Source organism: Planktothricoides sp. SR001 (genome assembly GCF_001276715.1).
Classification (GTDB): domain Bacteria; phylum Cyanobacteriota; class Cyanobacteriia; order Cyanobacteriales; family Laspinemataceae; genus Planktothricoides; species Planktothricoides raciborskii.
In genome coordinates, this window is record NZ_LIUQ01000046.1 from 1 (window position 1) to 25,068 (window position 25,068).

At 44.3% G+C, this 25,068-nt stretch carries 21 protein-coding genes and 1 pseudogene; 12 read left to right on the plus strand and 10 right to left on the minus strand.

Annotated features, from left to right (window positions below; all coding sequences use genetic code 11):
- The first annotated feature begins 49 nt into the window (after positions 1–49).
- The 9 genes and pseudogenes from AM228_RS21765 (at position 50) to AM228_RS21805 (ending at position 8,402) form a co-directional block, all read left to right on the plus strand.
- A pseudogene (locus tag AM228_RS21765) lies at positions 50–1,236 on the plus strand (RNA-guided endonuclease InsQ/TnpB family protein).
- Positions 1,237–1,792: 556 nt separating this feature from the next.
- Positions 1,793–2,239, plus strand: a complete 447-nt coding sequence (locus AM228_RS21770) for an ATP synthase subunit I (RefSeq protein WP_231636900.1) — start codon at positions 1,793–1,795, stop codon at positions 2,237–2,239.
- 48 nt (positions 2,240–2,287) lie between these two features.
- Positions 2,288–3,043, plus strand: coding sequence for a F0F1 ATP synthase subunit A (atpB, locus tag AM228_RS21775; protein ID WP_190879133.1), 756 nt, complete (start codon positions 2,288–2,290; stop codon positions 3,041–3,043).
- A gap of 175 nt (positions 3,044–3,218) precedes the next feature.
- Positions 3,219–3,464 (plus strand): ATP synthase F0 subunit C, encoded by a 246-nt coding sequence (atpE, locus tag AM228_RS21780; RefSeq protein ID WP_054469050.1) that lies wholly within the window; start codon positions 3,219–3,221, stop codon positions 3,462–3,464.
- A gap of 211 nt (positions 3,465–3,675) precedes the next feature.
- Positions 3,676–4,161 (plus strand): F0F1 ATP synthase subunit B', encoded by a 486-nt coding sequence (locus AM228_RS21785; protein ID WP_054469051.1) that lies wholly within the window; start codon positions 3,676–3,678, stop codon positions 4,159–4,161.
- Positions 4,162–4,257: 96 nt separating this feature from the next.
- The gene (locus AM228_RS21790; RefSeq protein WP_054469052.1) at positions 4,258–4,791 is read left to right on the plus strand and encodes a F0F1 ATP synthase subunit B; all 534 of its coding nucleotides are present in this window, start codon (positions 4,258–4,260) and stop codon (positions 4,789–4,791) included.
- A complete protein-coding gene (gene atpH / locus AM228_RS21795; RefSeq protein WP_054469053.1) occupies positions 4,791–5,342 on the plus strand; it encodes an ATP synthase F1 subunit delta in 552 nt (183 codons plus the stop codon). The genes AM228_RS21790 and atpH overlap by 1 nt, the downstream gene beginning before the upstream one ends.
- Before the next feature lie 214 nt (positions 5,343–5,556).
- A complete protein-coding gene (atpA, locus tag AM228_RS21800) occupies positions 5,557–7,074 on the plus strand; it encodes a F0F1 ATP synthase subunit alpha (RefSeq protein WP_054469054.1) in 1,518 nt (505 codons plus the stop codon).
- Positions 7,075–7,451: 377 nt separating this feature from the next.
- Positions 7,452–8,402: a F0F1 ATP synthase subunit gamma gene (locus AM228_RS21805; RefSeq protein WP_054469091.1), complete on the plus strand. Its 951-nt coding sequence runs from the start codon at positions 7,452–7,454 to the stop codon at positions 8,400–8,402.
- A 67-nt stretch (positions 8,403–8,469) separates the two neighbouring features.
- Here the strand turns inward: AM228_RS21805 and AM228_RS21810 are convergent, their stop codons facing one another.
- On the minus strand, positions 8,470–9,003 hold the full coding sequence (locus tag AM228_RS21810; protein ID WP_054469055.1) for a TIGR00725 family protein: 534 nt from the start codon (positions 9,001–9,003) through the stop codon (positions 8,470–8,472).
- 497 nt (positions 9,004–9,500) lie between these two features.
- Here AM228_RS21810 and AM228_RS21815 point away from each other — a divergent pair, with 497 nt between their 5' ends.
- Complete coding sequence (locus AM228_RS21815) at positions 9,501–10,703, plus strand: argininosuccinate synthase (RefSeq protein ID WP_054469056.1); 1,203 nt, start codon at positions 9,501–9,503, stop codon at positions 10,701–10,703.
- Between the two features lie 102 nt (positions 10,704–10,805).
- Here AM228_RS21815 and AM228_RS21820 read toward each other — a convergent pair whose 3' ends face one another.
- From AM228_RS21820 to hetZ, 6 genes are all read right to left on the minus strand, one after another.
- A complete protein-coding gene (locus tag AM228_RS21820; RefSeq protein ID WP_054469057.1) occupies positions 10,806–11,687 on the minus strand; it encodes a hypothetical protein in 882 nt (293 codons plus the stop codon).
- Positions 11,688–11,786: 99 nt separating this feature from the next.
- Positions 11,787–12,512: a phosphoribosylformylglycinamidine synthase subunit PurQ gene (purQ, locus tag AM228_RS21825; protein ID WP_054469058.1), complete on the minus strand. Its 726-nt coding sequence runs from the start codon at positions 12,510–12,512 to the stop codon at positions 11,787–11,789.
- Positions 12,509–12,793, minus strand: a complete 285-nt coding sequence (gene purS / locus AM228_RS21830) for a phosphoribosylformylglycinamidine synthase subunit PurS (protein WP_054469059.1) — start codon at positions 12,791–12,793, stop codon at positions 12,509–12,511. The genes purQ and purS overlap by 4 nt, the downstream gene beginning before the upstream one ends.
- Before the next feature lie 112 nt (positions 12,794–12,905).
- Complete coding sequence (locus tag AM228_RS21835) at positions 12,906–15,263, minus strand: DUF3488 and DUF4129 domain-containing transglutaminase family protein (RefSeq protein ID WP_054469060.1); 2,358 nt, start codon at positions 15,261–15,263, stop codon at positions 12,906–12,908.
- A gap of 238 nt (positions 15,264–15,501) precedes the next feature.
- A complete protein-coding gene (locus tag AM228_RS21840; protein ID WP_054469061.1) occupies positions 15,502–16,749 on the minus strand; it encodes a hypothetical protein in 1,248 nt (415 codons plus the stop codon).
- Positions 16,750–16,775: 26 nt separating this feature from the next.
- Positions 16,776–17,921, minus strand: coding sequence for a heterocyst differentiation protein HetZ (gene hetZ / locus AM228_RS21845; protein WP_054469062.1), 1,146 nt, complete (start codon positions 17,919–17,921; stop codon positions 16,776–16,778).
- A gap of 1,050 nt (positions 17,922–18,971) precedes the next feature.
- On the opposite strand from hetZ, the gene AM228_RS21850 reads away from it, so the two are divergent.
- Entirely contained in the window at positions 18,972–19,505 is a 534-nt protein-coding gene (locus AM228_RS21850; protein WP_231636901.1) for a hypothetical protein, read from the plus strand.
- A gap of 82 nt (positions 19,506–19,587) precedes the next feature.
- On the opposite strand, the gene sds is transcribed toward AM228_RS21850, so the two are convergent.
- A complete protein-coding gene (gene sds / locus AM228_RS21855; RefSeq protein WP_054469063.1) occupies positions 19,588–20,559 on the minus strand; it encodes a solanesyl diphosphate synthase in 972 nt (323 codons plus the stop codon).
- 583 nt (positions 20,560–21,142) lie between these two features.
- Between sds and AM228_RS36340 the strand changes: the two genes are divergently transcribed.
- Positions 21,143–21,274, plus strand: a complete 132-nt coding sequence (locus AM228_RS36340; RefSeq protein WP_255353243.1) for a hypothetical protein — start codon at positions 21,143–21,145, stop codon at positions 21,272–21,274.
- A gap of 313 nt (positions 21,275–21,587) precedes the next feature.
- On the opposite strand, the gene murI is transcribed toward AM228_RS36340, so the two are convergent.
- The gene (murI, locus tag AM228_RS21860; RefSeq protein WP_231636903.1) at positions 21,588–22,394 is read right to left on the minus strand and encodes a glutamate racemase; all 807 of its coding nucleotides are present in this window, start codon (positions 22,392–22,394) and stop codon (positions 21,588–21,590) included.
- Between the two features lie 919 nt (positions 22,395–23,313).
- Complete coding sequence (locus AM228_RS21865; protein WP_054469064.1) at positions 23,314–24,669, minus strand: NB-ARC domain-containing protein; 1,356 nt, start codon at positions 24,667–24,669, stop codon at positions 23,314–23,316.
- Positions 24,670–25,068: the final 399 nt, after the last annotated feature.

A 25,068-nucleotide genomic window follows, 5' to 3' on the forward strand; every position in this document is an offset into this window, starting at 1 on the left:
ATTGATGACACGCCCTAGAATGCTCTTACTTTCCTATCAGTAAAAGTTAATACCGACTTGGGGGCAAGCCACCACTATTGATGAGTGGCTAGATGTTTGTCGTTCGGTTTATAACTATGCGCTGAAGGAAAGGAAAGACTGGGTGAACAGTAGAAAGTGTCCGATCGACCGATGTTCGATTCAGTCAGAATATATCATCTCTCCAGAAGCGAAACGGCCAACTTATGCCAGTCAGTGTAAATCTCTAACTCAGGCTAAACTCTCAAACCAGAATCTCAAAATCCCCCAAGCTCAAGTATTGCAGCAAACCATCAAACAATTGGAAACTGCTTTTGTGAATATGTGGGAGAGAGGATTTGGGTTTCCCCGTTTCAAAAAGCGGATGCGGTCGTTCGTATTTCCCCAAGTTAAACCCAACGCTATCGAAGGAAACACGATAGACCTTCCTAAGATTGGTAAGGTCGCATTTCGCAAATCGAGAGATATTCCCGACGGGTTTATCTGCAAGCAGATTCGAGTTATCAAGAAAGCCAGTGGCTATTACCTCACCGTCACTATCCAGTGCGATGTTGACGTTCCCGATGTTATGCCTCATGGTTATGCTATTGGGATAGATTTAGGACGAAATCACTTTCTCGCCACCAGCGAAAACGAATTCATCAAAGGACACAAATTTTTCAAAGCATCTGAAGGCAAGCTGAAATTGCTGCAACGGAGATTGAAAAATCAAAAAAAAGGTTCGCGACGGTGGTTGAGAGTTAAACGCCAAATTGGACTACTCCACAAAAAAATACACAATTGCCGCAAGGATTTCTTTTTCAAAACTGCCCATCATCTCTGCGATGGTGTAGGCATGATTTTTGCTGAGGATTTAAACCTCTTGGCGTTAGGGCGGTCAGCTTTAAGAAAAGCTTGTCTGGATGCGTCCTGGGGTTCGTTTCTGACAATCCTCAGTTCAGTCATGTTTGTGGGAAAAGAGGGGTGTATTTTGCCAAGGTGGATGCGAATGGGACGATTCAAATTTGTCCTAATTGCGGTGTGAACTGTGGTAGGAAGAAATTGTCTCAACGAGTCCATTATTGCCATAATTGCGGCTACACCACCGATAGAGATGTGGCCGCCGCAATTCTGGTCAAACAAAGAGGATTAAGTGCGGTCGGGCAGGTCGTACCAACGCTCGTCGAGGGTAAAGAGGTCGGGGTTGGAGTTTATACTCCTTCTAGACTCTCCCTATGACGCGAGAATCCCCTCGCCTTTAGGCAGGGGAGTTGTCAAAAAGCTAGAACGATATTTGTTGCATATAATTTTGCTGCAATATTTATGCTGCCAATATTCTGTGACAGATACGTAATAATTAATTATTCGATCGCCAAACTATAACCCATGTTTTGGGTTTCTGGGGTAGGGGCGATCGCTGCTGTTTGGCGACCCACGCCGATAGATCCCATACCCTCGATAATTTCCCGCCGCTAAACAACTTCATGGGCGATTTTTTGATAAATCAGGAGAAAATGTCAAGGAATACTTACTTCTTGGCGGATTTTAGCTAAATCTGGAGCAGAGTAAATCTTTTTTTTACTTTTTTAATGCAAATTAAATATCAATAAAAAATTTTACTAATAACTAAGACAATTTTTTTAATTAAAGCAAGAAAAAAGTGAAAAATTTACATTTTATCGATATAGAAAAATACCTATTTAATTTTTTTTTAGCATTGTCAGCACGGCATGATATTATCTTTTGTGGTCTGTTCCATACCAGTCAACGATCTGGTCAAAATTTATTTTAGCTTGTGAATTTGCCTGATAACTCTCCTGAACCAACCCTTGCTGCCGCAGAACAACTCACCACCAGTGAGGCTGCGGACAACCAGCCAAATGCCGCAATGCAAGACTATTACGACCTGCAAAACCAGTTGTTATTAGTCACCCTAGCAATGACGGCCATCATATTCATGTCAACTTGGTGGGGTTACTCCCTAAACATGGCATTGAATTATTTGCTCGGCGCGATCGCAGGTGTGGTTTACTTGAGAATGTTGGCAAGAGACGTTGGGAAAATAAACGGTTCCGCTCCGCCATTAATCTCTGGCAGGCTAGGGCTGTTTGTTGGCTTGATGATACTGGCCACCCAATTGAATCAGCTACAGATAATTCCCATATTTTTGGGATTTCTGACTTATAAAGCTGCGATCATCGTCTATGTATTGCGAACGACCCTTCTGCCTGAATCTAAGTAAGTCAGAAACCTATTGAAAACCTCAACTCCCTCCGGGGAAAATCCCTGAATGGACATGATCGAGGTGTTAAACACATTTAACCTTGTTCCACTCGCCGAATTAGAAGTAGGCCAACACTTTTACTGGCAGTTAGGCAATTTAAAGTTACACGGGCAGGTATTAATGACCTCCTGGTTCGTAATTGCTGTACTGATAGTTGCATCCTTCGCCGCCACTCGGAATATCCAACGAGTACCGAGCGGCATCCAGAACGTGATGGAATATGCCCTGGACTTTATCCGGGATCTGACCAAAACCCAAATCGGCGAAAAAGAGTATCGTCCGTGGGTGCCTTTTGTCGGCACTTTGTTTCTGTTCATTTTTATTTCTAACTGGTCAGGTGCATTAGTTCCCTGGAAACTAATCCACTTGCCATCCGGAGAATTAGCGGCTCCCACCAGTGACATCAATACCACCGTAGCATTGGCTCTGCTGACGTCCTTGGCGTATTTCTACGCTGGACTGAAGAAACGTGGTTTGGGATACTTCTCGAAGTATATTCAGCCTACGCCGATTCTTCTGCCAATTAACATCCTAGAAGATTTTACCAAACCCCTCTCGCTGAGTTTCCGTCTATTTGGTAACATTCTAGCCGATGAATTGGTGGTGGCAGTGTTTATTCTGCTGGTTCCCTTATTCATCCCCCTGCCGGTGATGATTTTAGGGTTATTCACCAGTGCAATTCAGGCATTAATTTTTGCCACCCTGGCCGGGGCTTACATCGGAGAGGCGATTGAAGGTCATGGCGAAGAGCATCACGAGTAATTATTGGACAGACCAAATCAGTCTTGTCTAAATGTTTACTCACCGACTCCGGTGCAAACGCTGTAGGGGCGCAACGCTTGCGCCCGCAATGTTTATCGCCCTGGGCAAAGCAAATTTTGCCCCTTTAAATAAATTTCGTTGTGTCGTTTAACTTGTACTCTACTAAGGAAAAGTCATGGATTCATTAACTGCTGCTGCTTCCGTTATCGCTGCTGCTCTGGCTGTTGGTTTGGCTGCGATCGGTCCTGGTCTAGGTCAAGGTAATGCCGCAGGACAAGCTGTGGAAGGCATTGCTCGTCAGCCAGAAGCTGAAGGAAAAATTCGTGGCACCCTGCTGTTGAGCTTGGCTTTCATGGAAGCACTGACGATTTACGGCTTGGTGGTAGCACTGGTGCTACTGTTTGCTAACCCCTTTGCGTAAAATATAGCCCTTCTTGTAGGTAGAGACGTTACGCCCCTAAGCAATCGTGAGACGGATCCTGTCACCAAGAGGCAACGAATGCCACCACGTGAGCAGAGCCATCACCCTGTGTACCAGTTACTCAGCAACGGTAACGTCTCTACATACAAGGATTTTTTCTGTTTTGTCAATAATAAGCTCAACCCAATAGCACCCTTGGTGCCGATTTGATATGACGCACTGGACAATCCTACTAGCCGTAGAAGAGGCTGCGGAAGGTGGGCTGTTTGATTTTAACGCCACCTTGCCTTTCATGGCATTACAATTTCTGATTCTGGCGGCTATCTTAAACGCAATCTTTTACAAGCCCCTTACTCAAGCAATTGATGAGCGAGACGAATATATCCGCTCTAACAAACAAGAGGCGAAAGAACGCTTGGCCAAAGCTGAACAACTCGCTAAACAATATGAGCAAGAGCTTGCTAGTAGCCGTAAGCAGGCTCAACAAATTATTGCCCAAGCCCAAGCAGATGCCCAAAAAATGGCAGCGAGTGAAATAGCCGCTGCTATGCAAGCAGCCCAAAACCAACGGGAACAGGCTCAAAAAGAAATCAACCAGCAAAAACAAGAAGCATTGGCTTCTTTAGAGCAACAAGTCGATGCTTTGAGCCGCCAGATTCTAGAAAGACTCTTAGGTTCTGAGTTGGTCAATAGTTAGGGTTGAGAAAGGGACTCATAATTATGACAACTTTCTCGATATTAACTTATAAAAACTGAGAACCGCACTAATTAAGGGAGTAATCAATAGACTATCATGGGTAATTTTTGGTTGCTGGCCCATGCGGAGGCAGCTTCAAAAGGCGGTTTCGGTCTAAATTTAGACATATTTGAAACCAACGTTGTTAACCTGATCATTGTTATAGGTGTATTGGTTTACTTTGGCCGTGGCGTGTTGGGAAAAATCCTGGCTGAACGGCGGGAAACGATCGCCTCAACGATCGCTGAAGCGGAAAAACGCCAAAAAGATGCGGCTGCCGCTTTGGCAGAAAAACAGCAGCTCCTTGGAGAGGCGCAAGCTGAAGCGAATAGGATCCGCGCTGAAGCTGAAACAAAAGCTAAAGCAGCTAAAGAAGTTATTTTAGCTCAGGCTCAAAAAGATATTGAGCGGTTGCAAGCGGAAGCGGTTCAGGATCTCACTGCTGCTCAAGAAAGAGCGATCGCTGAATTGCGTCAACGAGTGACCGCAATGGCTTTACAAAACGTGGAAACCCAATTGAAAACTCAGCTAGACGAAGGCAAACAGCACAAGTTAATTGATCGCAGTATTGCACTGCTCGGAGGTGGTTGATGAGCGTTGTACAAGCACAAGTTCTCGAACCATATGCACAAGCCTTAATGTCTGTGGCGCAAACCCACAATATCACCGAAGAAATCGGCGAAAATGTGCGTTCTTTGCTGAGTTTACTGCAAGAGTCCGCCGATTTAAAGGATCTTTTGGCCAATCCTTTGGTGAAACCAGAGGTCAAGAAATCGGTGGTTAATCAGATTGTAGGCGATAAAATTCATCCCTACACCGTTAACTTTTTGAAACTGCTCGTTGATCGCAGACGCATCCTATTTTTAGAAGGAATTTGCCAACAATATCTGGCAATTCTGCGTAAGCTGAATCAAACGGTACTCGCTGAAGTCACCAGTGCGGTAGAACTAAACGAAGCCCAACAGCAGGCGGTGAAAGAACGAGTCAAAGCGATCGCCAACGCCAATCAGGTAGAACTAGAACTCAAACTGGACAGTGAATTAATTGGGGGTGTGATTATTAAAGTCGGCTCTCAAGTGATTGATGCCAGTCTGCGGGGACAACTGCGGCGAATTGGGATGCGTTTGAACAGTAAGATCTAGAACTATTTGACGATCAAAAATCGTTTGCGGTTGACTGTGATTTAAAAACAGTCAACCCCCGCCAGCAAGCCTAACCGACCGGATGCCGATCAAGACTTCTACGGTATGGGCGATCGCCTTGGGCGCGGGGGCTTCTCTTCAAGCGAGTTAAATCGTCAGTTCATTAACAGTTAAACGTCCACAGCCAATAATCAATAAACAAGTCGTTAAAGATATGATCAGCATCAGACCTGACGAAATCAGCAATATTATTCGCCAGCAAATTGAACAGTATGATCAAGACGTTAAGGTTTCTAACGTCGGTACAGTATTACAGGTGGGAGACGGAATTGCCCGGATCTATGGCCTAGAACAGGTGATGGCTGGGGAATTGGTCGAATTTGAAGATGGCACGGTTGGCATCGCCCTGAACCTGGAAGAAGACAACGTGGGTGCAGTGTTGATGGGCGATGGCCGTGATATCCAAGAAGGTTCCTCAGTGACGGCTACGGGTAAAATTGCCCAGGTGCCAGTCGGTGAAGCCATGATTGGTCGGGTAGTGGATGCCTTGGGTCGTCCCATTGATGGCAAAGGTGAGATTAATACCACCGAAACTCGTTTGATTGAATCCCCGGCACCAGGGATTATTGAACGCCGGTCTGTGTATGAACCGATGCAAACGGGGATTACAGCTATTGACTCCATGATTCCGATCGGACGCGGACAGCGGGAACTGATTATTGGCGACCGCCAAACCGGGAAAACCGCGATCGCCATTGACACGATCATTAACCAAAAATCAGAAGATGTGATCTGTGTCTATGTGGCGATCGGTCAAAAAGCCTCCACCGTGGCTCAGGTGATCGACAGTCTGCAAGAAAAAGGCGCAATGGACTACACCATCGTGGTTGCGGCTAACGCCAGTGACCCCGCTACCTTGCAATACCTGGCTCCCTACACCGGCGCCGCAATGGCCGAATACTTTATGTACAAAGGCAAAGCCACCTTGGTGATCTACGATGACCTCTCCAAGCAAGCTCAAGCCTATCGTCAAATGTCCTTGCTGCTACGTCGTCCCCCCGGTCGTGAAGCCTATCCTGGGGATGTGTTCTATCTCCACTCTCGCTTGCTGGAACGCGCTGCCAAGCTGAGTGATGCTTTAGGCGGTGGTAGCATGACCGCCCTGCCTATTATTGAAACTCAAGCCGGTGACGTTTCCGCTTATATCCCCACCAACGTGATTTCGATTACCGATGGTCAAATCTTCTTGTCTTCTGACTTGTTTAACTCCGGTCAGCGTCCCGCAGTGAACCCCGGTATTTCTGTGTCTCGGGTGGGTTCTGCGGCTCAAACCAAGGCCATGAAAAAAGTGGCTGGTAAAATTAAGCTGGAACTAGCTCAGTTTGCTGAGTTGGAAGCTTTCGCTCAGTTTGCCTCCGATTTGGATGCCGCAACTCAAAATCAGTTGGCTCGTGGTCAGCGTTTGCGCCAAATTCTCAAGCAATCCCAAAATTCTCCCCTGCCTTTGAATGAACAAGTGGCAGTGATTTATGCAGGGATCAATGGATATTTGGATGAAATTCCCGCCGATAAAGTGGTGGAATTTACCCAAGGTCTACGGGAATATTTGCGGAATAATAAGTCCCAATATTGCGAAACCGTTCAGAAGTCTAAGGCATTAGACGAAACATCGGAAAATCTGCTCAAGGAAGGAATTAAAGAATATAAGCAAACCTTTCTAGCCACTGCGTAAGCAATGGTTCCGGTCTTCAGTAGGGGCTGTAGGGGCAAAGCATTCGGCAATTAATTCCTGATTATATGTGCTTTTGCCCGAATGCTTTGCCCTTACTGTAGGGGCAAAGCATTCGGATATTAAATTTGGGGTTTTTTCCAGAAATTGTTGCCCGAATGCTTTGCCCTAATCCACAGGGCAAAGCATTCGGATATTAAATTTGGGGTTTTTTCCAGAAATTGTTGCCCGAATGCTTTGCCCCTAGAACCCTAATTTAATTTTGATTTTTGTAAGGGCAAAGCATTCGGATATTAAATTTGGGGTTTTTTCCAGAAATTGTTGCCCGAATGCTTTGCCCCTACAACCCTTTCGCAATTCCGCAATTCTGGGGAAAAATTATGGCAAATCTCAAAGCGATTCGCGATCGCATTCAGTCCGTTAAAAATACTAAAAAAATTACCGAGGCCATGCGCTTGGTGGCAGCAGCTAAGGTGCGTCGGGCACAACAACAAGTGACCGCGACTCGCCCTTTTGCTGATGAATTGGCTCAGGTGCTCTATGGTCTCCAGTCCCGTCTGAAGTTTGAAGATGTGGATCTGCCTTTGCTGCAAAAGCGGGAAGTTCGCACCGTTGGTCTGTTAGTGGTTACGGGCGATCGCGGTTTATGTGGCGGTTACAACAGTAACCTGATCAAACGCGCTGAAGCTCGGGCAAAAGAACTGAAAGCCGAAGGTCTTGACTATAAGTTCGTCCTCGTCGGTCGCAAAGCCACCCAATATTTCCAACGCCGCAATCAACCGATTGATGCTAACTATACGGGTTTAGAACAAATTCCCACAGCCACAGAAGCTTCTCAAATTGCCGATGAACTTCTGTCTTTGTTCCTCTCGGAAAGCGTGGATCGGGTGGAATTAGTCTATACCAAGTTTGTCTCTTTGATTAGTTCTCGTCCCGTAGTCCAAACTTTGTTACCTTTGGATCCTCAAGGGTTAGAAGTGGCGGACGATGAAATGTTCCGTTTAACCACCAGAGGCGGACAATTCCAAGTGGAACGGGAAAAATTCACTCCCCCAGTTCGCAGCTTCCCACGGGACATGATCTTTGAACAAGATCCTGCCCAAATTCTCAATGCCTTGTTGCCATTGTATTTGAATAATCAACTGCTGCGAGCATTACAAGAGGCTGCCGCTAGTGAATTGGCAGCCCGGATGACGGCGATGAACAACGCCAGTGAAAATGCCAGCCAATTAATCAGTACCTTGACCCTGAGTTACAACAAAGCCCGACAAGCCGCTATTACCCAGGAACTTCTGGAAGTGGTTGGCGGTGCTGAAGCCTTGAAGGGTTAATTTTAATCACCTAGGCATTGTTTTGATTTGATATAAAGCGTCTGAGGCAACTCAGGCGCTTTATACGTTATTGGTTGATTGTTGATGGTTGATGGTTGATTGTTGTTGGTTTTTTGTTCAGCAGTTGCCAAACTTGCTCGATCGCCTCTTCAGGGGTCGTAACAATCATAACATTTTTCGGGGATAAATATTGCAAAAAAACTTGACTTTCTGGTTCATTATTTAACAAAATTACTGGCTTATTCGCTTTAATTGCTAGGGCAATTTCTGATACGGTTACCGCTCCAATGCCACAAGCAATCACCACATCAGACGAAAGCACATTAATACTATTGCGGGCGCTACCCATGCCGGTGACAATGGCAATATCTACCCCATCAGAAATATTTTGCGTATCCGCTTCCGGGAGAATCCCAATAGTCAGGCCATTGGCCGATTTTGCCCCCAGACTGGCCGCATCCATCACGCCGGATTTCCTGCCTCCTGTAAGTAATACCCAGCCGTTTTCGGCAATCAATTTTCCGAGTTTATAAGCATTTTTTAGATTAATTTCAGTGGCACCGAGGCTCGGTCCCATAATGCCGACGATTGTTTTTTTCATTATGATTAAATTTTTTTCAAAAAATTATAGTAATTTTTAAAAAATTGTTTCCAGCTTAGGTTATGTCGATATATTTTCGTTTTTCTGACGCAAGATTATAGGCTAATTTCATGGGCATCAAGTAAATTTTGCCTGATTTATATCAGGTTCAAAAGGTTGATGGTGAAATTTTCAGGACATTGGTCAATGAATTAGCCCGCTTTTTGTTTGAGGTTGTTGTTTAAGGTTTGCGCTTGACAATGTAATGTTTTCATAACATTTGGGGAAATTGAATTTTGTTAAATCTTAGGGAAATTTTAGCAGCGATCGCGTGTAGAAAGCGAACAGGGGAGCGATCGCCTACGATACTGAGTCCACAATAATTCTCACTCCTAACCTTAAACCAGGCTTTTGGCTGAGGAATTCTTAAGAAGATATAAATCTAGAGAAATCTTGACACTGCTTTGGTAAAAATGGGTTGATAATAAAAATTTGTTTCTTGTAGGAGTGAAAACATAATGGGTCGCGCTACTAAAGTTGTATTAGCGTATTCGGGCGGAGTCGATACCACCGTCTGTATTCCTTACCTGAAAAAAGAATGGGGCGTTGAAGAAGTGATTACCCTGGCGGCGGATCTCGGTCAGGGAGACGAACTCAAACCGATTCAGGAAAAAGCCCTCAAATATGGCGCCAGTGAATCTTTGGTGATGGATGGCAAGGAAGTATTTGTCAAAGATTATGCTTTCGCGGCGATTCAAGCAAATGCCTTGTATGAAAATCGCTATCCTCTATCCACCGCTTTAGCCAGACCGCTGATTGCTAAAATGTTGGTCGAGGTGGCGGAAAAATATGGGGCCGATGCGGTGGCCCACGGTTGCACCGGCAAAGGCAATGACCAAGTAAGGTTTGATGTGGCGATCGCTGCCCTCAACCCCAATATCAAAGTCTTAGCCCCAGCCAGAGAATGGGGGATGAGTCGGGAAGAAACCATCGCTTATGGGGAAAAGTTTGGCATTCCCTCTCCCGTGAAAAAGTCTTCCCCTTACAGTATTGACCGCAATATTTTAGGACGCAGTATTGAAGCAGGGCCGTTAGAAGATCCCTGGAATGAACCCCTGGAAGAAATCTATGCCCTGACTAAGGCGATCGCAGACACCCCCGACCAGCCAGACTATGTAGAAATTGGCTTTGAACAAGGAATTCCCACCAGTCTCAACGGCCAAACCCTCGATCCCGTCAGCCTGATCGTCCAACTGAATGAAATCGTCGGTCAACATGGTATTGGTCGCATTGACATGGTGGAAAACCGCCTAGTAGGGATCAAATCGCGGGAAATCTATGAAGCCCCGGGCTTACTGGTCTTAATTCAAGCCCACCGGGATCTAGAAAGTCTTTGCTTAACCAAAGATGTGGCTCACTACAAACGTGGCATCGAAGAAACTTATGGCCATCTAATTTATAACGGTCTGTGGTATAGCCCGCTGAAATTGGCCTTAGATGCTTTCATCCAAAATACTCAAGAGCGAGTTTCTGGTACAGTACGAGTCAAACTCTTTAAAGGCAGTGCCACCATCGTCGGTCGTAAATCGGCCAACTCTCTCTACAGCATGGATTTGGCAACTTATGGCGCTGAAGATCAATTCGATCATAAAGCGGCTGAAGGCTTTATTTATGTTTGGGGACTGCCCACTCGTGTTTGGTCAGAAAAAATGCGGGGTTAATGAACAAGAAACCGGGTTTCGCCGAATTTACCCGGTTTCTGTGCCGCAACATAAAGAAACCCGGTTTCAAGAAGAAACCGGGTTTCTTTGCCGAAAAAAATCCTAAATGCCTTTCGCTGCTTCGCGAATCAATGCACGGGCAACGGTTTGAATTCCCGTATGCTCATAATAATTCGTCGCTTGATCGAGAAAAGCGGCGACAAAATCCAATTTATCATCGGAAAATTCAATAAAACCTTCCAGATGAGAAAAAACATTTTGCGGGGTTAAACCAGCGGATCCCACTAAATTAGTCATCCAGCCACTAACGGCTCCAAAACTGTTAGAAATAAAGCCTAATTTATCCTCTCCAGGAATCAAACTGCTGACGGAACTAAAAACTGGATTGCTGGTGAAAGCACTTTGACCCTCACTGCTCAAGGTATTCTGCACTTTTTGCAGAAAATTTGGGCCAAGAGGAACGAGGCCATCAATACAAACTAAAGCGGCCATTCGCATCAAAGCTGCATCGGTATAATGCTGATTAATTTCCGTGGCAAATGTTTTGGGATTAATACTGGGTAAACCATTTATTTTGGCATAAGCGAGTAGTTCTACCACAATTTTTAGACATAAATCAACGGATTGTATGGTGTCAGCTTTTGGGGTTAATTTATTTAAAAAAGAGAGAAAGCCAATTTTCTCCCCAACCTTATTGGCCATTGCCGCTGCGCCCATTGCTTTGTCTGCACCATCAACGGTTTGGTAAAGCCAAATCGCTTGTTGATAGCCTTTTGATTTATCATTATAAAGTTCAATTGCCCGATTGCGAATTTGCATAATTTTATTCGCATCACTGACCCCGGTGACAGCTTTAATAGTGTTGTCAAAACCGACAACATTCTGCCATTTACCCGGAATCACATAATCTAAAGCGTTGAGAACTTTTACGGTCAGGTTATTGCTGGGCAATGTATCGACTAATTGAATAATTGATTCACTCACAATAAACTCCTGATAAATAAGTGAAAAGTCGGAGAAACCCGGTTTCTTCAAGAAACCGGGTTTCTTGAAGGTGACATCGGCGAAACCGGGTTTCTGTGTTTAAGCAACCGCAGCCGTAGCAGCGGCTAATATGCCCTGAAATAATTTGAGGCCATCAGTGCCACCGTTCGCGAAGCGTTGCGGATGCAAGATCGCTCGATCGGCGGCTCTTTCTGGGTGGGGCATCATCCCCACAACATTGCCTTTTTGGTTACAAATTCCGGCAATATTATTTAAGGAACCGTTGGGATTTCCCTCGGAATTAATTTCACCGTTAGCCGTACAATACCGGAATAAAACTTGTTGATTGTCTTCGAGTTGTTTTAGGGTATCAGCATCGGCATAGTAGCACCCCTCTCCGTGGGCAATGGGCAAGGTAATAATTTCACCGGGAGAATAGCCAGAAGTCCAAGGTAGGTTAGTGCGTTCGACTTTTAAGGGAGCGCGATCGCAGATAAAATGTAAATCTCGATTGCGGGTCAGGGCACCGGGTAGCAGTCCCACTTCCGTTAAGACTTGGAAGCCATTACAAATGCCAATGACCCATTTCCCTTGTTCCGCGTGTTTAACCACTTCGTTCATTACGGGAGAAAAACGGGCGATCGCGCCACAACGCAAATAATCCCCATAACTGAAACCCCCCGGAACCACTACCACATCAATATCGGCAATATCCTGATCCTGATGCCAAACTAAGCGGGTGGGTTGCTTCAGTAAACCTTCTGTCACCCAGACCACATCGCGATCGCAGTTGGATCCGGGAAAAACCAGCACGCCAAATTTCATGCTGTTGCCTCCTCTAGCAGACCAATTTCGGTCAACTCAACGCAATAATTTTCAATCACTGGGTTGGCCAAAAGTTGATCGCAGACGATATCCAGTTGTTTTCTCGCGGCTTCCTCCGTAGCAGAGGTAATCGTCAACTGAATATATTTACCAATTCGGACACCTTCGACATTATGGTATCCCATATTCTTCAGTCCCGACTCCACAGCGGTTCCCGCCGGATCCAATACTGAAGGTCTAAGAGTGACGTAGATTTGAGCGTGATATTTTTTTTGAGTCACGGTAAAGTGGTGTCAAGTATATGTTGTAGGGGCGAACGGCTGTTCGCCCCTACTGCTATTTTCCAACTTGTTTGTCCGTTCCTAAAGGGATCGGCCAATTTTATGTCATCAGTTAACCAAGTTTCTGCGCGTTTCGGGCTTTCAACCCTTGAAAATAGCGAAGTAAATCCTCGTAATTGGCTGTAACCCCACCATAGCGATAAGATACATAAGCCGTAGAAATTCGAGCGATCGCTGCTGCATCCTCTTGGTTAAAGTGCTCTCGTAGCATCTGGGCATATTCAAACGGGGTCTGAACCGATGATTTACGATAACCTTTGACCGCTAACCAGTCGAGCATTTGTTGATATAACCGGACAATTGGGGGCAATTTCCCTAAAAATCTCTGCTTACGCCAATTTTGCCAACCAGTCCAACTCAGCCACAGTAAGAATCCTAAACCAGTGATGGCCAGCAAAAAGGCAAAAAAACCGATCCAACCTTTTGCCAGTAATCCAAATAACCAGCCAAAAGTGGTAAAGACGATCGTGGCGATCGCCCGAAACAGATATTGCAACACCCCTGTAACCGGGGATGGCAACCAACCGGCCACCCATTGCCAAAACTGGCGCAAGACGCCAAAAGTTTGGTTTTCCTCCACCGACGGGGGAATTAAATCATGGCCTGGAATGGGATCGAAGGCAAACCAACCATAACCGGGAAAATACACCTCGGTCATAGCATAAGCATCGGTATTGCGAACAACGTAATATCCCGTAAACGGATTAAATTGACCTTGACCAAACCCAGCCACTAATCGTGCGGGAATGCCAATAGAACGCAGCATCACCGTTAAGACCGTAGAGTAGTGGTCGGGATAGCCCCATTTCCAATCAAATAAAAAGGCTTTGACTAAATCTTGGTCTGGCAATAAAAACGGCAGGTCTGGTTGATTAGATGGAGGTGCATATCTTTGCTTCAGATATTGGGCTAAATAAAGAGTTTTTTCATAAACAGAATCTAAATTAGCCGCCTGAGATGGGTCACTGCCCGCTCTTTGGGCATTAGCTTTTAGTTCTTGGCGGCGTTTTTCCAGAATTTCTTCGGTAAATTGACGAATCTCCGGCAGAATTTCCGGCGGTACTTGCAAATAATATGGTGGAATTGATTTGGGATAATTGGTCGAGGCCGAATTTAAGGCGGTGCGATCGCGATAGGGGACCTCGGAAACCACCGAGTAAGTCAATCCATCGGCTAAATTTACTGGAGCACGCAAACTACCTTCTGTATCTAATTCGATTGTGGGGGTGGGAAAATAAATCTCCGTGGGATCTGCCATTGCCGGAATAATATTCGGCAGGTCTGCCAAAATCACATAAGTTTGCACCACCGATTCCAACTTCGCCCGGTTTCTTCTGGGGATGAAAACAGAAAAGCGATAAGTCCAACCCGGTCGGCTGAGTTCTTCCACTTGCTCATTCCGGGAAATTTCCCAGCCCTGACCCGTGTAGTGATCGAACGCCAAAGCCCGCCAAAAACCCGGAGACTGCGATCGCACCCGCATCACAACTTTGGGTTTCATCTGACCCCGCAAATTTTGGTTAATCCGGGTATTAAATCCATAATAAAAAGTATCATCCACCTCACCGGATCTATCGGTGCCATCACTACCGCCACTGCCATCCGTCGCTCCATTTTCCCCATAACCCGGATTTCTAATACTGCCGCTTTGGAAATTGCCATCCAGTTCAATTCCTGAAGAAACTGGAAATGTTTGAATTTGATAACTAGGAAACCGAGGTAACACCGCAAAAATCCCCAGCCCTAAACTGACAATCACCAGTAAAAAAGCCCCTAAACGTTTCGGAGATAAATCAGCGCTCAACAACTTGAGCAGATTGCGGGTTTTCACTGATTTTCCAGTTTTCGGTGCGTTGGTCAGGGGAATACCCAGGGACAAACCAAGGCGCGATCGATAATCTAATACTAAAGTCGGTAGGGCGATCGCCAAAAATACCAGCAACAACGGCGCAAAAGCCAAAGTCTGACTCAAAGTCCCCGCCACCCCCAGCAAAATCAAGCCAATCACCATCGAATAGCCTAAATCCTGACGGCGGGGTAAGTCAAAACTATGAAGTACCTGCACTTGAATCAGCAATTGTGCCAGCACCAACCGCGTATCATTTTGCTGCTGAAACAAGTCAGCAAAGAAAGCAAACAAAGCCACCAGCATCCCAATCGCCAGCAAAAACTTAACCCAAGTATTGCGATGGCGACGACGGTACCAACTCCAAACCGCAGCGGCAATTCCTGCGGGAACTGCCCAAACACTCATTTGAGTTTCAGCCGCCACATCTGTGGCGACGATGCCCACAATCACCAAAGCCTGAACCAGCACTCGTAACCAAATTGAGTCCTCAATGACCACTGTGGATGATTCAGTCTGGCGTAACCTTTGCCGCAGACGCTGCCCGAATGAGCCAAAAACCATAGAATCCTGTTCCCGAAGCGTGCCGGATGGCACTAGAAAAGTCAAACGTTGAATTTGTCAACCGATGGATCGAAAGATCCTCAGACCCGTCTCACCATTTTTTCAGGTTAACCCATATATTCCATCAACCGTCAACCGAATCTCAAGATTTTCAGACTATTTGACCCAGGATTCAGACTCCTCAGAGACAACCGCAGTCTCCCTTGACTCCCGCGAGGCTGACATTATGGTCGGCGATCTATTTCCGTTCGCGAAGCGTGCCGGATGGCATTATGTAAACCGCAAAGGTCAACGAATTTTGCTCTGGATTGTTTAAATGTACTTCCAATAAATAATTTTGCTCAAGATCGCGATTCGCTGACGCGATAGCTTCGCTAACGCACAACTCAATACTTAATTCTCCTGGGTTCGCTCTTTCTGATTTAGTCTGACTTTGACCATTGCTCAATCTCACCGAGCCACCACACGGTAGAGTCGCGGCAACTTTTACCACAGAAGAAACATTTTTCATCCGGGGATAATAAGAAATCTCCAGAGTCAGCAACCCCAAAGCAGTCAACCATTCCCGTTCCACTCTGGGCTTCGTCGATGACAATTCCAAAGTTAAATTGCCCATAATCTCCCGTGCAGCGAGTAATGACATCAGCATCTGTTGATTTGGGGTCGCCAGTTCATAACTGATTTCGCCGTTGACCTCTCCAGTTTTTTGCTTCACCGAGGGATCAATGGTCAGCGAACTGCGGTGTTGTTGAGCAATACTTAATCGATTGGCAATTTGATTAAGTTCCCAAAGCCGCCCGGGAAACAAAGTTTTTTCCACCACATCAACTAACTTTGCCCATTCGCGTAAATTTGATTTCACCGCTTGAGTGCATTGTTCCAGCAGTTGCGTCAATAAGTCTTGTGGCATCCCCTCTAAACTATTCATATAGGGTAATTGATGAGCCCAAAAACCAATTTGATTTCCCGGAGATTTTCCATTGAATATAGAGGGAACCAGATTGCCTTGGGGAAAGTCTATGCTCTCAGGTTCGTAGTCCACAATTTCCGTTTCCCAAGGAAATAAGGGTGGGTGATGCTCAATTTCAGTTCTCAATCGACTTTTAATGATTGTTTGTGAACGTTCAGAAATCACAGGGGTGTCTCCTGGTCTAAATAATTGATCGACATCCGAGACCGAATGTCCCGCGCCATCAGAAGACTCACAATCTGTTCGCGGAGCGTGCCGGATGGCACTACCCATCTCAGAAATTGGTAAAAATTGCAGTTCTTCTGACAAAAGTGGATCGAAATCATCCACTTCCCATAAGGCTGGGTCATCCGCAGAAGATTTCGGGAAACTGGAGCCATGGAGATGGTTGTCTCCTGGGATAGACAGGGGATGAGCGCGCCTAGATATAGCATCTGTTTTTAACCATTCTAGAAAGCGGCCCTCAAGGCGATCGCACTCCTCAAAGTTCTCAAAAGCTTCATTGTCCCGGTTCATGTCTTACACCCCTATTCATCAATAGATCAGCTTTTTCCGGATGAACCATTCCTAATTTCCCAAGCTAAATTGAGCAGCTTAAACCAACGTTTATTCACTTGGTTGACTGTACAACCCAGCTTTTGAGCAATTTCTGTGTCTGGTAATCCTTGTTGCTTTAAGCGTAACAACTCTTTTTGTTCCGATTCAAGATTTTCTATAAAATCTTGCCATTGGGTAGGAGTCAAGCCTAAATTTCGATCTAAATCCGCTTCCAACCATTCATGTACCAGTTCCCACTGATGAGACAAAGCAAATCGCATCAGGTGATATTTAAATCGCTGTTGTAAATAATCCCGCTCACGGGGGGTCAGACCCAGAATTGCTTCAATCTCTTGGGTCGGTAAATCTTGTAGCCGCAGGGCAAAATAGTCGGCACAGTCATTTTGCTGCCGTTCCTCCAGATAGGCAATTAATTCCTGAATCACCTTTTCCCGCAGAGACTCTTCGGCGGTTTCTGCTTCTGGACTGACCATTGCTTGTCGGACTTCACGGATCGAGGTATCATTCTCCATATAGTTCAAGTCCAAGGAAGTCCCCTCAGCCGCTTGTTCTATATCCACCAAAGTTTCTGGGGGTTGCTGTTGGGAAAAAGTTTGCGCCCGCAAAATAATTAATTGCTGAATCCTACCGCCTGATAAAGTAATTCTTCTTTTGCCATACCGTTCCGTAAACGCCATATATTCCGCCAGTTCTAAGAGCGATTGTGGAGAAAAGGTTTCTCCGAGCTTGGCTTCTCGGCGAAATGCATTTAAGGATTCTACATAAAATGCTTGCAGAAAATCTTCAATTAAACTCAATCGGGCTTGATAACTAGATTGAATCTGCGGTGGCGTAATATAACGATAAACAATTGCACTGAGGGTACTATGTAATTCGACCCGCCCATTGCGAGAACCCAACTTGTAATATTTTAAACATTGCTGTAACCGATTTTTTGCCAGGTTAATCATCCATTTTTGGATGTCTCCGGATGATTGAATTCGTTTACTTTCTTCACAAATTCTTCTGGCTTCTTCCACCAAACGCTGTGCCACTGGAAGACACTGTTTTTCAGAAGATCGAGTAGATTGCTTTAGTTCGGTCAAGATCATTTGCAAGATTTCATTCACACCCCAGTCATTTTCCACCATCTAGTCCTCCGCAAGCTTACAGCCCTTTTGGGCTTCTAACCATTTACGCACGACGATTTATAGTCATTTTTTCCGATATGATTCGGATCAAACAAAATATACTTTAAATTAAAGGTTTAAATTTGTCTTTATTTACGCTTTTTTTATTAGTTACTTTTCCATGGTTAATCAATATAATATTTTACGTTAAAATAAGATCATCGTCAACCATTTTATTTTTCATATAACATCTGTTGTTTCTGAAAATCCAATCTCATGTTTATATTTATTTATGCTTATCTTGGTGGAAAAAACTTTAAATAAATTCATTTAAAAAATGTAATTTATTTAATATAAAACACAATTTTCATCGTTTTATTTTATATAATTTATCGATGAAAAGTGATGGTATACTCACTGTTAAAATAAAATAATTTGATGTTGGTTGTATAAAAAAATCACCCTGTTTTGCTTGAGGTTAACCCTGATTCTTTAGCACCCAAATTATCCCAACTTATGTTACGGTAGAATGATTGTCCCTGAATAACCTTGTCTCAAATCTAAAATCAATATTGGTTTTAATCTTTACAGTTGATTTTAGGATGCAAAATTGATCGAGTATATACGATGCAATTTTTAAAGGTTTATTCAATGAAATTTTGATGAGATTGATTGACTGACAAAATGTTGAGCAAACTTGACCGAAATATCGATCCAATAAGTGATTGATTATTAGAGCAAATCGGTTTGGCCAAGAAAGCGCCAAGCCATTTAAAGATTATTTGATTTGGCAGACCCAATCAATAATCTTTAAAAACTTTTCTCAAAAAAGTTTAGCATAAGTTTAAGTATAATCGCTGGCATGGGTTGAGACTTGTTTCGATTGATTTAAGTTCCACCAAGGAAATATGCTAAATTAAAGCTTTCCCACCCTGACAATTTGTAGATTTTTAGGAGCACACTTAAATCATAGTCTATGCTTGCTTCCTGGAAACCGCGATGAGTCTCAGAAGATTTTGTCGGTTGCCCGAAAATATCTGTGGATCGGGGCTGAATTCCCGGAAAATGTAGATGTTGTCAGTTAATTTTTACCCGAAAATGGATTATTTAGACCAACAATTGCAAGTGCTGATTGACGAGGCGCCTCAAGATGGACAAACTCCACAGATTGTAATTGCGATCGCCCCTGCACTGAAAATTATCGCCAGTCAGTTACGACATTCTCAGTATTATATTCTGCAAACCCCAGATGGCCGCCAACGTTGGCGTTGGGTTGTCACCACTCTCAGTCATCGGACACAACCCAATCTGCAAAAGCAGGTGATTTATGCCTTTGCCTCCGAGGAAGATGCCCAGACTGGATCTTGGGTCGCCCAAGGAACCCAGGCGCTGGCACGACCCATCCCTGTCACCCATATTTTATTTCAGACGATCGCGATCGACAGCGTTGATAGCTTGGTGTTTTTTGAAACTCCCGGCGATCTTTCTCAGGGGACAGAAGTCTCCCGGGAAAAGATTCAATTATGTATTCAGGCGGAATTGAAAAACACCCTGGGCAATCCTAGCAAATTCCAGCTTCCTCAGATCCCGAACGATCTCGCTTGAAATATCATCTCTAACCAGGCCAAAGTTATTTGCCTTTCTCAGGATAACTTTGGCCTGGTTAATTAACCACAGTCATAAAACCTTAGTACAGTCTCTTGAGTACATAATCAGCAAGCTTGATCAGAGCTTCACGTTCTTCACAGGGTTGGAGAACCTGGAGATTTTCTATGGCTTGCTGTGTATGGTGATTCGCTAATTGCCGAGCGCGATCGATTCCCTGACTGTCTTGAATTAGAGTCAAAGCTTGCTCTAAGTCTCCGTCCTGGGCAAACTCGCGCTCAATCAGCGTCTCTAAATAAGGTTTTTCTTCTAAGGCAAATAATGCCGGAGCCGTCAAATTGCCACTTTTCAGATCCGAACCCGCTGGTTTACCCAACGCTTCGGTAGAACCTGTGAAATCGAGGATATCATCGACGATTTGAAATGCTAAACCAATATGACGTCCGTAATTATATAAATGATCGGAGATTTCGGCGGATTTCTCACTTAAAACCCCGACCGCTTTAGAACTGTTGGCAATTAAAGACGCTGTTTTGTAGTAACTCTTTTCCAGATAAGCTTCCAGGGATAAGCTGGAGTCAAATCGATTCAGTCCTTGCTGAATTTCCCCTTCAGCAAGATCCATAATCACTTGTGAGAGTAATTTCACCACTTCCAAATTGTCTAAGGAAGCTAAATACCAGGAAGATTGGGCAAATAAGAAGTCTCCCGCCAAAATCGCTACTCGGTTGCCAAATAGTTTATGAACGGTGTCTACTCCTCGCCGAACTTCTGATTCATCAATGACATCATCGTGAACTAAGCTGGCGGTGTGAATCATTTCGGTAATTTCCGCCAAACGCCGATGTCGAGGAGTAATCTCCTGTGGTCGCATGGTTGCCCGTGCTAATAACAGGACAATCGCCGGTCTAACGCGCTTTCCCCGTGCTGAGAATAGATGTTCTGCCGCAGCATACAAAATCGGGTGACGGGTGCCGACGAGGTTTTTCAGGTTCTCTGTGAGTACCAGCAGATCGGCTTCAACCGGAGCAAAAAGGGAGGTGGTTGAGGTCATGGATAGGCGGATTCAGACGTAAATTTACGAAAGTTTACATATATTCTAAGCGAAGCCTCTCATATGGGAAAGTTTTCCGGGGAAAATATCCGCCAAAGCTTTACGGGGCAAAATTTTGGGAATTTTTACCAAAAATGTCTGGTATTTTCGCTTAGGGATCGAATTCTGAGGAATATTATGTTAATCTATGAATTAAGGATTCAAACAATTCCATAACCTGGACGCCACCCAAGTTGCAGGTCTGATATCTCTACCTGCGATCGCAGAGATTGGCGTGTGAGAATTTTAGGCAGCATTTGTTCTGTCTATATTGCCGCACGATCTTCAGTGATGAAGTCAGATCGTGCCTCAACCTGATACCAAAAAGCCCAAAGCACGGCCAAAAAACTTTTTGAACCCGTTGACCGACGATTTGGGTCTTGGGGTATTTTTGGCAAAATTCGCTCAACCCGATTCGTCACCGAATCGTCATCCGTCTCACGGGTTTGTCTTTTTGATTCAAACCTTATAGTTTTGCGTCGTTTGCTGTTATGCCTGCGATTGATCTTTCACTGGACGTCTCCATCACACTTCTGGCTGTACTATGAATGACTTTAATATGCCGTTGATGATTCCCTTGCTCGCGACTGCTTATGTCCTAGTGATTAATTTAATGTTGCGCTTCGCACAGCGATATGCAGCAGCCTCACATTCACCGTCTCAAAAAGTTCAGTAATTCCGAGGGTTGGCTTTAACTTTAGGGATTTGTTGAGCGTCAGTGAAGTACCGACAACGGCAGTGACTCTGTGTCTGTGCGGAAAACTCAATCCATCGCTTTTTATGTTGACCAATTTTAGATGGCCTGAACTTTTTGAGTTTAGGCCATCTTTATTTTGGCTATTGCTCAGGTGGGCAAATATTTGCCCACCCTACCGATCTACCTTTATTTTAGCTATTGCTCAGGTGGGCAAATATTTGCCCACCCTACCGATCTGAGGTGGGCAAATATTTGCCCAGGCTACCAATGGAGTGCCTAGGTGCTATTTACTCTAAGGATTAGCCACGGGACTGCTTTGTACCGCCTGATTTAGGTTGACTTTTTCCACTTGAGGGGTAAATCCCAGCCATTGCTTGGCTCTTTGGGCGAATTCTTCGGGACAACCACTGACACAGAATCGCGTGGGTAGGGGCGATCGCGTTTCGGTTAAGCCGAGTAGCTCTAGTTCTCGCACCGCTGCTGCGACTACATAGACTGCTGGATCCACAAGTTCAACCGATCGCGGCAAAATCTTCTGGATTACCGGAGCCAAAAAAGGATAATGGGTGCAACCGTAGACCAATGTATCAATCTGCTGCTGCATCAGTGGGGCGAGATATTCTCTGGCGACTTCCCTAGTGTAAGGTTCATGGATCCGATTGCTTTCAATCAATGGGACGAATTCAGGACAGCCCACTTGCCAGACTCTGGCTTCTGGATCTATTTCCTGGATGGCGCGACGATAGGCATTACTGGCGGCGGTGGCGGGGGTGGCAATCACCCCAATTCTCCGTCCTTTGTTGAGGGCGGCACGAGCGCCAGGGTGAATTAATCCCAAAATTGGCAAGTCAAATTCTGATTGGATGGTTTCCAGGGCTAAAGCGGAACTGGTGTTACAAGCGACGATCGCCATTTTGATTCCCTGGGGTTCCATCCAGTGCAAAATTTCTCGGACAAACTGGATAATCTCCTCTGGGGAACGGCTGCCATAAGGCAGTCGGGCGGTATCACCGAAATAGAGGATGGATTCGTTCGGCATTTGTCGGTAAACTTCCGTTAAAACCGTTAACCCGCCCAAACCACTGTCAAACACCCCAATTCTGGCTCTTTGAGACTCTTTGCCTTTGCCGGTGAAACGCGGAGGCGATCCCGCACTGGCGGTGGATTGATGTAACACAGGATCGGGATAGGGTCGTTGTGCCTCGCAATAGGCGATTCGCTTCGCGATCCGCTCTGGCGGAATCGCGTCGGCACCAAACTGAGAATGAGAAGACGATGCTGAAAAGTTAGACACAGGTAGTTGATGTTAGAGATATTCAATAATATGTGAACAAGAGTCGATGATGTGCAAGCAACTCAAAACAAATGAGCCCGATCGCTATCCCAGACAAACTAGATTCAGTCTAGTTTTATCGGCATGAGCCAAAATTTCCCGGTCAATCTTGATTGATTTTTCGGGAGATGCTTGTAGGTACTGACGAAAATCCTAGCATTGACTCATTCCGCGAATTGTACTCTGGGGTCTAAATCAATTTCTTGGTCATCGCGACGAGTTAAAACCGTTTGCACCCCAAACCGTTCTAAGTTCGCGGCAACTTGCTGGGCAATGGAGAGGACTATGCTGCATATGAAATGCGGTCATGTTTCCACTGGTTTGAATCAAAAAACTGTTTTACTCGGTTGTTTCCACTTTTTTGACTTCAATGGGATTCTGACTTGCCCAACTGTAATCAGGAGAGTCTGAAGGGATTATGTGGTTTTGTGGATATTGGCTAAAATCTGACCGAGTTGTAGGCGCATTAGGGACAGCCCCACAATCGGGATGCTCCTGAATCATATTAGTAAATCAAGTTAGTAAATCAAGTTAGTAAATCAGGGATGGGGCGATCGCGATGCTTAATTATGCGAGACTGGAGACAAATCTTTATCTATGATTTTACCGATGATAACGAATAACTCAACAAAATCATCACAGGATCGCGGCTTTAAACCCGTTGCTTGTTAGCAGACAGCATATTTTAACCACAATTTCTCAGATATTCTCGAAAAACCGTAGATAAATCAAACAAAATCGCATCCCTTTCGATTGATTTGACTAAATAGCGTTTTTTCAAAGATTGTAACCCATTAATCAAGTTGATTTCGGATAAGGATACAGCTTTTCTTAAATACTCTCTTGACACAGGTTGGTTAGATTTACTGATTTCTAAGACAATTTGCTGTTCCAGCGCGGATAAGCGATCGAACAATTCCCTAATGGTAAATTTCATATCTTCGGTTAGCAGCAGACTTTCTGCTTGTAAAAAATCAGAGACTTTACCCCCAAAAATACTTTTAATTAAAATAGCAATATCTTTTAAATAAACTGGATGCCCTTCGTATCGGTTTAGCAGGTTTAACCAGCTTGCCTCATCTTTTAATCTCAAGTTTTTCAAGATAGCCGGACTATCTAATCCCTGTAATTCTAAACATTTCACCGGATACAACTCCTCATCTAAGCCAATCATCTCTTGGCATTGTTCCTGACTGATTAAGATGACAATACTTTGATGGTCAATTTCGGCGATTTTTGTGAAAAAGCTTTTATAGTCTTTAAATTCTGGTTTGTACTGTCCGGCAAATTGTCCGCTGGTAAATAACTCTTGGACATCATCAAGGACGATTAAACATTTTTGCTGACGTAACAGGTTGAAAAATTGGGTGAATTTATGCTGATTTTGAATAGGATCGGGATGAGTTGCGCTTAAAATTTCCGTCAGAATGGTATCTAAAGACGGGGTGATTTTGATGCTTTTCCAGATTACCAAATCGAATTGTGGTAAATTTAGGTCAACCAACTGTTTAACTAGGGTGGTTTTACCAATTCCACTGAGTCCCAAAACTGAGATGAGATGGGGGTTTTGATTGGTTATCCAGTGGGATAGGGTTTGGAGTTCAGTTTCTCGTCCGCAGAAATGGTTAATTTTTGGCGCTAGAGCTAAATCGTAGTAGGATTTGTTAGAAAAATTTTCTTCAGTAATTTTAGCATAATTTTGAGGAGTATTAGAACACAGATTAATATGACTATTACTATTATTAATCATATTAAAAACCGGCTGTTGTAATAAAGTCGAGTTAAATAATCTTTCTATTGTCCAAGAGAAATTATGCTTATTAATATCTTCTCCCAATTCTGCCGATAAAGTTTTATATAATTCACGGCTCACATTACCGATATGATTTTCACTATCATAGCCAAACTCTTTTGCCATCTCAGCGTAAGTTTTATTTTGCCAAATTCCCTGAATGACATCCTTTTGTAAGTTATTTAAGTGGTTTCCTGTTTGCTTGAAGACTAACTGATCCACCAATTGTAAAATTTCTGTTACAGGCATAGATGCTATATATAGTAAGGATTTCAGCCATTATAGCCTATTCTCGCGGCAGAATATCGAGGGTTTTCGAGGATTTTTGTCATATTTCTTTACAAAAAATCGCAGAAAATAAAGTTTTTTCATGTTGCAGCGATCGGACAAGCAGCTTTAAAGTTTATGGGGTGGCGATCAAATCGAGGTAGGCAAAAAACCTGACCCATTAGCTGTCCCGTAATTGTGCTGATAACGCAAGTTCATTATCTAGCTTAATGAAGGTTTTCAGCCTGCATTATCCAGAAAATTTGTATCAGCCGCTACTTTTTGTCAAAAAATCGCGGGGCTGAGACTCATTTAATGCTGATCTGTACCGCTATGTCAACTTCAATCAAATTGATAGCTGTAATAATTTTGATTGTTATT

Excerpts from the sequence above, each read along its gene's own strand:
- atpB (WP_190879133.1), top strand. The coding sequence starts at position 2,288 with ATGGACATGATCGAGGTGTTAAACACATTTAACCTTGTTCCACTCGCC.
- atpE (WP_054469050.1), top strand. The coding sequence starts at position 3,219 with ATGGATTCATTAACTGCTGCTGCTTCCGTTATCGCTGCTGCTCTGGCT.
- AM228_RS21785 (WP_054469051.1), top strand. The coding sequence starts at position 3,676 with ATGACGCACTGGACAATCCTACTAGCCGTAGAAGAGGCTGCGGAAGGT.
- AM228_RS21790 (WP_054469052.1), top strand. The coding sequence starts at position 4,258 with ATGGGTAATTTTTGGTTGCTGGCCCATGCGGAGGCAGCTTCAAAAGGC.
- atpH (WP_054469053.1), top strand. The coding sequence starts at position 4,791 with ATGAGCGTTGTACAAGCACAAGTTCTCGAACCATATGCACAAGCCTTA.
- atpA (WP_054469054.1), top strand. The coding sequence starts at position 5,557 with ATGATCAGCATCAGACCTGACGAAATCAGCAATATTATTCGCCAGCAA.
- AM228_RS21805 (WP_054469091.1), top strand. The coding sequence starts at position 7,452 with ATGGCAAATCTCAAAGCGATTCGCGATCGCATTCAGTCCGTTAAAAAT.
- AM228_RS21810 (WP_054469055.1), bottom strand. The coding sequence starts at position 9,003 with ATGAAAAAAACAATCGTCGGCATTATGGGACCGAGCCTCGGTGCCACT.
- AM228_RS21815 (WP_054469056.1), top strand. The coding sequence starts at position 9,501 with ATGGGTCGCGCTACTAAAGTTGTATTAGCGTATTCGGGCGGAGTCGAT.
- purQ (WP_054469058.1), bottom strand. The coding sequence starts at position 12,512 with ATGAAATTTGGCGTGCTGGTTTTTCCCGGATCCAACTGCGATCGCGAT.
- AM228_RS21835 (WP_054469060.1), bottom strand. The coding sequence starts at position 15,263 with ATGGTTTTTGGCTCATTCGGGCAGCGTCTGCGGCAAAGGTTACGCCAG.
- AM228_RS21840 (WP_054469061.1), bottom strand. The coding sequence starts at position 16,749 with ATGAACCGGGACAATGAAGCTTTTGAGAACTTTGAGGAGTGCGATCGC.
- hetZ (WP_054469062.1), bottom strand. The coding sequence starts at position 17,921 with ATGGTGGAAAATGACTGGGGTGTGAATGAAATCTTGCAAATGATCTTG.
- AM228_RS21850 (WP_231636901.1), top strand. The coding sequence starts at position 18,972 with ATGTTGTCAGTTAATTTTTACCCGAAAATGGATTATTTAGACCAACAA.
- sds (WP_054469063.1), bottom strand. The coding sequence starts at position 20,559 with ATGACCTCAACCACCTCCCTTTTTGCTCCGGTTGAAGCCGATCTGCTG.
- AM228_RS36340 (WP_255353243.1), top strand. The coding sequence starts at position 21,143 with ATGAATGACTTTAATATGCCGTTGATGATTCCCTTGCTCGCGACTGCT.
- AM228_RS21865 (WP_054469064.1), bottom strand. The coding sequence starts at position 24,669 with ATGCCTGTAACAGAAATTTTACAATTGGTGGATCAGTTAGTCTTCAAG.